Source organism: Streptococcus sp. HMSC078H03 (genome assembly GCF_001808655.1).
GTDB classification, from domain to species: Bacteria; Bacillota; Bacilli; order Lactobacillales; family Streptococcaceae; genus Streptococcus; species Streptococcus salivarius_G.
Genome location: NZ_KV794091.1, coordinates 39458 through 48167, shown reverse-complemented (window position 1 = coordinate 48167; position 8710 = coordinate 39458). Strand labels below are relative to the sequence as shown.

At 41.0% G+C, this 8710-nt stretch carries 7 protein-coding genes; all 7 read left to right on the top strand.

The genetic code is table 11. The annotated features are described in order from the left end of the window. The first annotated feature begins 337 nt into the window (after positions 1 to 337). The 7 genes from cls (HMPREF2607_RS03375) (at position 338) to rnc (ending at position 8708) form a co-directional block, all read left to right on the top strand. On the top strand, positions 338 to 1888 hold the full coding sequence (gene cls, locus HMPREF2607_RS03375; protein WP_186821381.1) for a cardiolipin synthase: 1551 nt from the start codon (positions 338 to 340) through the stop codon (positions 1886 to 1888). A gap of 80 nt (positions 1889 to 1968) precedes the next feature. Further along, positions 1969 to 2481 carry a GNAT family N-acetyltransferase gene (locus HMPREF2607_RS03370; protein WP_070475846.1) on the top strand — a complete coding sequence of 171 codons (513 nt, stop codon included), beginning with the start codon at positions 1969 to 1971 and terminating at the stop codon, positions 2479 to 2481. A 130-nt stretch (positions 2482 to 2611) separates the two neighbouring features. Next, positions 2612 to 4186: a cardiolipin synthase gene (cls, locus tag HMPREF2607_RS03365; protein ID WP_070475844.1), complete on the top strand. Its 1575-nt coding sequence runs from the start codon at positions 2612 to 2614 to the stop codon at positions 4184 to 4186. Positions 4187 to 4258: 72 nt separating this feature from the next. Beyond that, entirely contained in the window at positions 4259 to 5146 is an 888-nt protein-coding gene (locus HMPREF2607_RS03360; protein WP_070475841.1) for a LisH domain-containing protein, read from the top strand. A 320-nt stretch (positions 5147 to 5466) separates the two neighbouring features. Beyond that, positions 5467 to 6543: an aspartate-semialdehyde dehydrogenase gene (locus HMPREF2607_RS03355; RefSeq protein ID WP_070475838.1), complete on the top strand. Its 1077-nt coding sequence runs from the start codon at positions 5467 to 5469 to the stop codon at positions 6541 to 6543. Between the two features lie 383 nt (positions 6544 to 6926). Beyond that, positions 6927 to 7862, top strand: a complete 936-nt coding sequence (gene dapA / locus HMPREF2607_RS03350) for a 4-hydroxy-tetrahydrodipicolinate synthase (RefSeq protein WP_013990425.1) — start codon at positions 6927 to 6929, stop codon at positions 7860 to 7862. A gap of 156 nt (positions 7863 to 8018) precedes the next feature. After that, positions 8019 to 8708 carry a ribonuclease III gene (gene rnc / locus HMPREF2607_RS03345; RefSeq protein WP_002885331.1) on the top strand — a complete coding sequence of 230 codons (690 nt, stop codon included), beginning with the start codon at positions 8019 to 8021 and terminating at the stop codon, positions 8706 to 8708. Positions 8709 to 8710 lie beyond the last annotated feature (2 nt).

Here is an 8710-nt window from a genome sequence, read left to right as displayed (position 1 = left end):
TTCGTCGTCCCACCTCCGCACAGTTGAGTAGGGCTGTAAAAGCTGATGAAATCAGTGTAGTAGAGCCCACTCAACCACTGCGTCTTTCTCGACAATCCAAAGACAAATTGAGAGGCTAGGACTTTTGTCCCAGCCTCATAATTTTGAGAAACATTCGTAAAATCCATTTGTTTCGGTAATCCATTTCGTCCTATATGTTAGTTCTTTTCAGATAAATGTGGTGTTTATCTGAGCCTAACATAGATGGCTTTTTCTGTCTAGCTTAATTTTACAAATTTGGTTATAATAAGATTAATTAAAAAGGGAAAGGAGTCATGCTATCAAAAACGAAGCTAAAATTGAACGTCTTTATGATAAGAGTCGTCGCGGATTTCTTCGTGGAATCTTTAGTCGTGCTACGATTATCTTCTTAATCATCTTACTGCAGCTTGTTGTTGTGGCCATGTCTTACCTCTGGTTGCATCAATATAGGATACACCTGCAAGTTACAGAAGTAGTCCTTCGTATTCTGGCCATTATTTATCTCTTTCAAAGTGATATGGAGTCGACGGCTGTTAATACGTGGCTGCTGATTGTCTTACCTTTCCCTATTATCGGAACCTTACTCCTAGCCTATACAAAACTAGATTTGGGCTATACAGGGATGAAGCGTGCGATTCAGAGCAATATTGACCGCAGTTGTGGAATATTGAAACAGGATGATAAAGCTCTCGAAGAGCTTAAGCAACGTCACACGAGTAACTACAATTTGGTTCAGTATCTTGAAAATGTTAATGGGCATTTTCCTGTCTATCGTCATAGTAAGACGACCTATTTTCCAAGCGGAGAAACCAAATTTGAGGAAATGAAGAAACAGCTCCTTAAAGCGGAGAAGTACATTTTCTTGGAATATTTCATCATTGACGAAGGTGAGATGTGGGGTGAAATCCTAGCTATCTTGAAACAGAAGGTTCAAGAAGGGGTGGAAGTACGTGTCATGTATGATGGCATGATTGAATTTTCAACCTTGAGTTTCGACTATAAGAAACGTCTGGAGAGAATTGGCATTCAATCTCGTGTTTTTGCGTCAGTAATGCCTTTCTTGTCAACCTATTACAATTACCGTGACCATAGAAAAATCTTGCTGATTGATGGTAAGGTAGCCTTTACAGGTGGGGTTAATCTAGCTGATGAATATATCAATAAGATTGAGCGTTTTGGCCATTGGAAAGATACTGCACTCATGGTTGAGGGGCCAGCGGTTGATACTTTCTTAGTCCTCTTCCTTCAAATGTGGACTTACTCACATGAAACACTGGATGTGACACCATATATGGTTGAGCATGAGACCTTTGATACTCCTGGTTTTGTTGTTCCTTACGGGGATATCCCACTGGATAAGGATAAGGTTGGTGAGAATGTTTATATTGATATTCTTAATCATGCGCGTGATTTTGTTCATATCATGACGCCCTATCTTATTTTAGATGGCGAGTTACTACATGCTTTGAAGTTTGCGGCTGAGCGTGGAGTTGATGTTAGTATCATCATGCCTGGTATTCCTGATAAAAAGTCAGCTTATTACTTAGCTAAGACTTACTACCCAACACTTTTAGCATCTGGTGTTAAGATCTATGAGTACACACCTGGTTTTGTTCACGCCAAGATTTTTGTGAGTGACAATAGTAGGGCTGTTGTAGGAACAATCAACTTGGATTACCGCAGTCTTTATCATCACTTTGAGTGTGCGACTTATCTTTATAGGACGTCATCAGTGGTTTCCATTGAGGAAGATTTCCAAGCGACCAAAGCCAAGTGTCATCGAGTTAGTGTCGCCGAGATTGAAAATCTGCCGTTCCATCAAAAGGCTTTGGGATTATTGACTAGATTAGTTGCTCCGTTGATGTAGTGACAATATCTGTTAGAAGAGGGTTGAGCCCTCTTTTCTTATAGTTTAAAATAAAGATAATGAAGTCGAAGGAGAAAATGATGTTAACTATTCGTCCAGCCAGGTTATCCGATGCACCAGCTATTCAGGCCATCTATGCACCCTATGTTGAAAAGACAGCTATTACTTTCGAATACGAGGTTCCCAGCATTCAAGAGTTTGAAGCACGCATCAGCAAGACGCTTGAAAAATTCCCCTATCTAGTGGTAGAAGAGGATGGCCGAGTTCTCGGCTATGCTTATGCTTCAACCTATTATGCTCGTTCAGCCTATGATTGGACAACAGAATTGTCTATTTATCTTCATGAAGATGCGCGTGGTCGAGGTTTGGGAAATCAGCTCTATGATGCCCTTGAGGAGGAACTTGAGAAGCGAGGGTTCTTGCGTTTCTTAGCCTGCATTGCAGTCCCTAATGAGGCCAGCGTTGCTATGCATGAAAAGCGGGGTTATGTCCAAGTTGCTCATTTTCCAAAAGTTGGCTACAAGTTTGAGCAATGGCACGATATCGTCTGGATGCAAAAAATCCTGGATGGGCCTGTTAGAAAGATACAGTAGATGCCCCACCAATCTTAAATCAGAATGGCTAATTATCCCTGCCTTTTGCATATGCTAAAATGATACTAATAAAATCACTGGGAGAGACCGAAAAGTTTGTGGTGGTCTCCCATACATGAAAGGAACCTATATGACTCAAGTAACCAGTGCTAGACTGTTACCCCAAAAGCCCTCCAGATGGGCTAAAAGTCTTCTTAATCGCAAGGTACCTATTTTCCTGTTCTTCTTACTGGAATTGGCTTTTCTCGTTTTCTCATATCTCAGTCTACAAGAGCATTTTCCATCCATTATCTTATGGGAACACTTGTTGAGTGTTTTTACCTTCTTTTACTTGCTCAATCGTTCCATGGATTCTCGTTCCAAATTATCCTGGCTGATTATCATTGCTCTTTTCCCAATTTTTGGGACAGCCTTGCTTTACTTTTCACTTGCTGATTTGGGTGTGAGACGGTTGAAGAAACGACTTGAGGATGCTACAGTGCAAGCTTCTAATTATTTAAGCACCGATCCAGAAGTAGCTGATTATTTATCTTATGGTGATCGTCTACTACAGCGTTTAGCTTATTTTCTGGAGCATAGTCCAGCTCAGTTTTCTATCTACAGAGATACTGAGGTGACCTATTTCCCACTTGGAGACGACATGCTTCCAGCACTGTTGGAGGATTTGAAAAACGCAGAGCGTTATATCTTTATGGAGTATTTCATCATTGACGAAGGTATCATGTGGGGTGAGATTTTAGCCATTTTGGAGGAAAAGGCCAAGGCAGGCCTGGACGTTCGTGTCATGTTTGATGGGATGAATGAGATGACCACCTTGTCCTACGATTATATTGAGCGACTACACAAGGTTGGTATTAAAGCTCAAGCCTTCTCACCAGTCAAGCCCATCCTATCAACCTATTACAATTACCGAGACCATCGGAAGATTACTGTGATTGATGGTCAAGTTGCTTATACTGGTGGTGTAAATATCGCTGATGAGTATGTCAATAAACGAGAACGCTTTGGTCATTGGAAGGATACAGCCCTTCGCCTAGATGGATCAGCAGTTCAAACGCTAAAAGCTCTCTTTTTGACCATGTGGACGGTGACTGGAGTAGAAGACAAGACAGATATGGAGCACTATCTACAAGAAAAACCTCAAAAAAGCAAGAGTCAGGGTTTGGTTCTCCCTTATGCCAATTCACCTTTGACCTACCACAAGGTTGCAGAAAATGTTTATTTACATCTTCTGAATACATCTACCGATTATGTCTATATCATGACACCTTATCTGATTTTGGATGATGAATTGGTTCAATCTATGACCTTTGCTGCTAGACGAGGTGTAGATGTTCGTATCATTATGCCAGGGATTCCAGATAAGCAGTATGCCTTTGATATTGCGACGACCTATTTTAAAGTGCTCTTGGATGCTGGCGTCCGTATTTTCCGTTATACCCCAGGCTTTATCCATGCTAAAGTTTATGTTTCTGACGCCAAACAAGCTGTGGTAGGTACCATTAACACTGATTACCGGAGTCTCTATCAAAATTTTGAAGATGGGGTCTATCTCTATAAAAATCTGGTAGTGCTTAACATTGAACAAGATTTTGAGAAAACCCAGGCTCTCTCAGAGGAAGTCACTCTGGAAAGTTTGTCTAAAATACCTATGGCTCATCGTCTAGGTGGCTATCTCTTTTCTCTGATTGGACCTTTGATGTAATCTTCTTTATAAATTTCCCCGTTTTTTGTTCTATGGTATAATAAGACCATTAGATGAAAAGGGGATTTTTTAATGAAAAAAGCAATGACTCTCTTAGGAGTGGCCTTAGTTTCAGGACTAATTTTGACAACAGTACAAGAAGTTAAAGCTCAAGAAACTTCTGAAAACATCATCGCTCTACGAAGCAGACGTAGTGGTTCGCGTTCTTCAAGTAGAGGTAGCAGAAGTGGATCAAAATCTGGTTTTGGGTCAAGCAAAGGACATCATTCTGATGGCAATTCAGGAAAAGGGTATAAATCTGATAGTGGGTCTAGTAAGAGTTACAAGTCAAGTAGTGATCATGACAGTTACAATGGATCTAGTAAAACTTATGGTTCTAGTAGCTCGCATAGTTCGGATTCAGACGTTGACTCTAGTACCAAATCAAGTAGCAGTCAGAGCTATTCAGACAGTCATTCCTCTTCTGGTAACAGTTCTAGCAAGTCAAAATCGGATACAAATTCAGAATACACAAAGCCTAAGATGTCATCTCCTGAGCTAAATGACTCTGAACGTTCTAACTTTCAATCAGGTGCAAAAGTTAGTGACGATGAGACACTCAAAAAGTATTCCAAACAAAATGATGATTTTTCAGATGAACAGTCCAAAAGTGTTTTTGACAATAATGACTACTATCAAACCCGTGACCGTTATTACAGACAAGATGTCATCCGTAATCCCTGGTTCTGGATGTATATGAGCAGACGTTCTTATTATCGCTATGGGAATTCTTACCATTCAAAAGTGAATAATAACGCTTATACCAAGGGCTATCAGGATGGCTTTGCGGATGCCGACAAAGGCATTGATAATTATGATTCATACTCAAAGGAATCAACTCTTTTTGGCAAATTCACAACAACTTCAGAAAAAACAGAATACCTACGTGGTTATAAAGATGGTCATGATGATGGAAAGTAAGAACAATGGCTAAGATATTTCCATGGTATTCATGACTTGACTCTGTCGTTCATTATGCTAGAATAGGAGTATGCGATGAGTCGATTGGCTCTTTAGAGCCTTTTGCGCTGAGGAGGTCTACATTAGATTGTAACGCAGGAGCGGACCTTGAGTAGTTGTGTGAACCTGCTACTCTCATCGAAAGATGCCTCTTATCCCTTGCCGTTTGGTAGGGGATTTTTCTTTATTCTTGGCTTTTTTACCCTTTTCAACTGGACTTAAACGTAGTATAATAGATTCACTAAACTAAATTGATAGAGAATTCCGAAAGAGGTTTAACTATGGGATACACAGTTGCTGTTGTCGGTGCTACAGGTGCCGTTGGTGCTCAAATGATCAAAATGTTGGAAGAATCAACACTTCCAATCGATAAAATTCGCTACCTTGCGTCTGCTCGTTCTGCAGGAAAAGTCTTGCAGTTTAAAGGTCAAGACGTGACCATCGAAGAAACGACTGAAGACGCATTTGAAGGTGTAGACATTGCACTTTTCTCAGCTGGTGGATCTACCTCTGCTAAATATGCACCATACGCTGTTAAAGCCGGTGCAGTAGTCGTTGATAACACATCATACTTCCGTCAAAATCCAGATGTGCCATTGGTTGTACCTGAGGTCAATGCGCATGCGCTTGATGCTCACAACGGTATTATCGCTTGTCCTAACTGTTCAACTATCCAAATGATGGTTGCCCTTGAGCCAGTTCGTCAAAAATGGGGCTTGGACCGTATCATCGTGTCAACTTACCAAGCTGTATCAGGTGCTGGTATGGGAGCAATCCTTGAAACACAACGTGAGTTGAAAGAAGTTTTGAATGACGACGTTAACCCACGTGATGTTAAAGCTGAAATCTTGCCATGTGGTGGTGATAAGAAACACTTCCCAATCGCCTTCAACGCCTTGGCTCAAATCGACGTCTTCACTGAAAATGACTATACTTACGAAGAAATGAAGATGACAAACGAAACTAAGAAAATCATGGGAGACGATAGCATTGCTGTATCAGCAACATGTGTGCGTATTCCAGTCTTGTCAGCTCACTCAGAGTCAGTCTATATTGAAACAAAAGAAGTGGCACCAATTGACGAAGTGAAAGCTGCTATTGCAGAATTCCCAGGTGCAGTCCTTGAAGACGACGTTGCTAACCAAGTCTACCCACAAGCCGTTAATGCTGTAGGTTCACGTGATACATTCGTCGGACGTATCCGTAAAGACTTGGATGCTGAAAAGGGTATCCACATGTGGGTTGTTTCAGATAACCTCCTTAAAGGTGCCGCTTGGAACTCAGTCCAAATCGCAGAAACACTTCACGAACGTGGTTTGGTTCGCCCAACTTCAGAATTGAAATTTGAATTGAAATAGGGAGCGAAACAGAAATCAGTAACTCGAAGAGTTTGATTTCTCCTTCGCTTTTATAATTTAAGGCTTAGGCTATAAAAGTCCACAGGACTTTTATACCACCCCCGCACAGTTGATTAGGAAGTACGAATGTTGTAGACATGAGTAGTTCCAATCAACCACTGCGTTATGATTCAGAAATCAGTAAGGATTTGGTGTTGTATTCAAATACTAAAGTCAAGCTGAATCCTATAAAGCAGAGAGACTTCTCTCTGTTTTTTTGTTTATTAGCCATCAAATGGAAATAGTCAGTTCTCACGTTTTCAGAAAATTGTCAACTTATCTGTCTGTCTGGTCAAAATTATGGTAAAATGGAAAGGATTAGAAAACGGTTGAAGGAGAATATTATGTCAATTGATCAATTAAGAGATGTCAAACTGATCACAGCCCTTATTACACCTTTCCACGAAGATGGCTCAATCAATTATGATGCCCTTCCAGAATTGATTGAGCATCTTTTGGCTCACCATACAGAAGCTCTTCTTTTGGCGGGAACAACGGCTGAAAGTCCAACACTTACTCACGATGAGGAGTTGGAACTCTTTGCGGCTGTGCAGAAAATTGTTAATGGACGTGTGCCATTGATTGCTGGTGTCGGTACCAACGATACACGTGACTCTATCGAGTTTGCTAAGGAAGTTGCCAAATTTGGTGGTTTCGCAGCTGGTCTTGCTATCGTGCCTTACTACAACAAGCCATCACAAGAAGGTATGTACCAACACTTCAAAGCTATTGCGGATGCTTCTGATTTGCCAATTATCATCTATAACATCCCTGGTCGTGTGGTTGTTGAAATGGCTCCTGATACCATGCTTCGTTTGGCGGAACATCCAAATATCATTGGTGTTAAAGAATGCACCAGCCTTGCAAATATGGCCTACCTTATCGAACATAAACCTGAAGATTTCTTGGTTTACACTGGTGAAGATGGGGATGCCTTCCACGCTATGAACCTTGGTGCTAACGGTGTCATCTCAGTAGCCTCTCATACAAACGGTGATGAGATGCATGCCATGCTTGAAGCTATTGAAAATAGTGACCTCAAGACAGCAGCAGCTATCCAACGTAAATTCATTCCTAAAGTTAACGCTCTCTTCTCAGTACCAAGCCCTGCACCTGTTAAAGCTGTTCTTAATCATCTTGGTTTCGAAGTTGGACCACTTCGTTTGCCATTGGTTGCATGTACTTCAGAAGAAGCTAAACGTATCATCAAGGTTGTCCTCGAAGAAGATGTCGAGGCAACACGTGAGACAGTTACAGGTGTCGTTCGTCCTGATTATTAAGAAAATGAAGTTGAGCAGCTTGCTCAGCTTTTTTAGTTGAATAGGTTAAATCTCACAAAATAAGCTGATATAGGGTCTAAAAGCAGTTTTCTATCATGAAAATTGGCTTTTTTTGATATAATTATAGTTAGTGTGCTTAAAAAGAAAGGAAGTTTCATGAATCAACTTGAACAAAAACTTGAGCAGGATTTTGGTATTGTTTTTAGCCAAAAAGACCTCTTAGAAACAGCATTTACCCATACCTCATATGCCAATGAGCACCGCCTCCTAAACATTTCACATAATGAACGTTTGGAATTTTTAGGAGACGCGGCTCTGCAATTAGTCATTTCTGTTTATCTTTACAAACGCTACCCTAATAAGCCAGAAGGGGAAATGTCTAAGATGCGTAGTACTATTGTTCGTGAAGAGAGTTTGGCAGGCTTTACAAAGGCTTGTGGTTTCGAGCAGTATATCCGTCTTGGTAAAGGGGAAGAAAAATCTGGTGGACGTGAACGTGCCACTATCCTTGGTGACCTCTGGGAGGCCTTCCTCGGTGCTCTTTATTTGGATCAAGGTTTGCCTGCAGTTGAGAAATTCTTGAATCAGGTCATGATTCCTCAGGTTGAAAAGGGAAACTTTGACCGTGTAACAGACTATAAGACAGCCTTGCAAGAGCGTCTTCAGGTCAATGGTACGGTTGATATTACTTATACCGTTATCGACGAGTCTGGACCAGCTCATGCCAAAGAATTTACTATGCAGGTAGCTGTTGATGGTAAGGAGCTCAGCACAGGTCTTGGAAAATCTAAGAAATTAGCTGAACAGGCAGCGGCAAAGGCTGCCCTTGAACAACTAGGAAATTAAGC

Coding starts and splice junctions, on each gene's coding strand:
- cls (WP_070475844.1), top strand. CDS start 2,612: ATGACTCAAGTAACCAGTGCTAGACTGTTACCCCAAAAGCCCTCCAGA.
- rnc (WP_002885331.1), top strand. CDS start 8,019: ATGAATCAACTTGAACAAAAACTTGAGCAGGATTTTGGTATTGTTTTT.
- HMPREF2607_RS03360 (WP_070475841.1), top strand. CDS start 4,259: ATGAAAAAAGCAATGACTCTCTTAGGAGTGGCCTTAGTTTCAGGACTA.
- HMPREF2607_RS03355 (WP_070475838.1), top strand. CDS start 5,467: ATGGGATACACAGTTGCTGTTGTCGGTGCTACAGGTGCCGTTGGTGCT.
- dapA (WP_013990425.1), top strand. CDS start 6,927: ATGTCAATTGATCAATTAAGAGATGTCAAACTGATCACAGCCCTTATT.
- HMPREF2607_RS03370 (WP_070475846.1), top strand. CDS start 1,969: ATGTTAACTATTCGTCCAGCCAGGTTATCCGATGCACCAGCTATTCAG.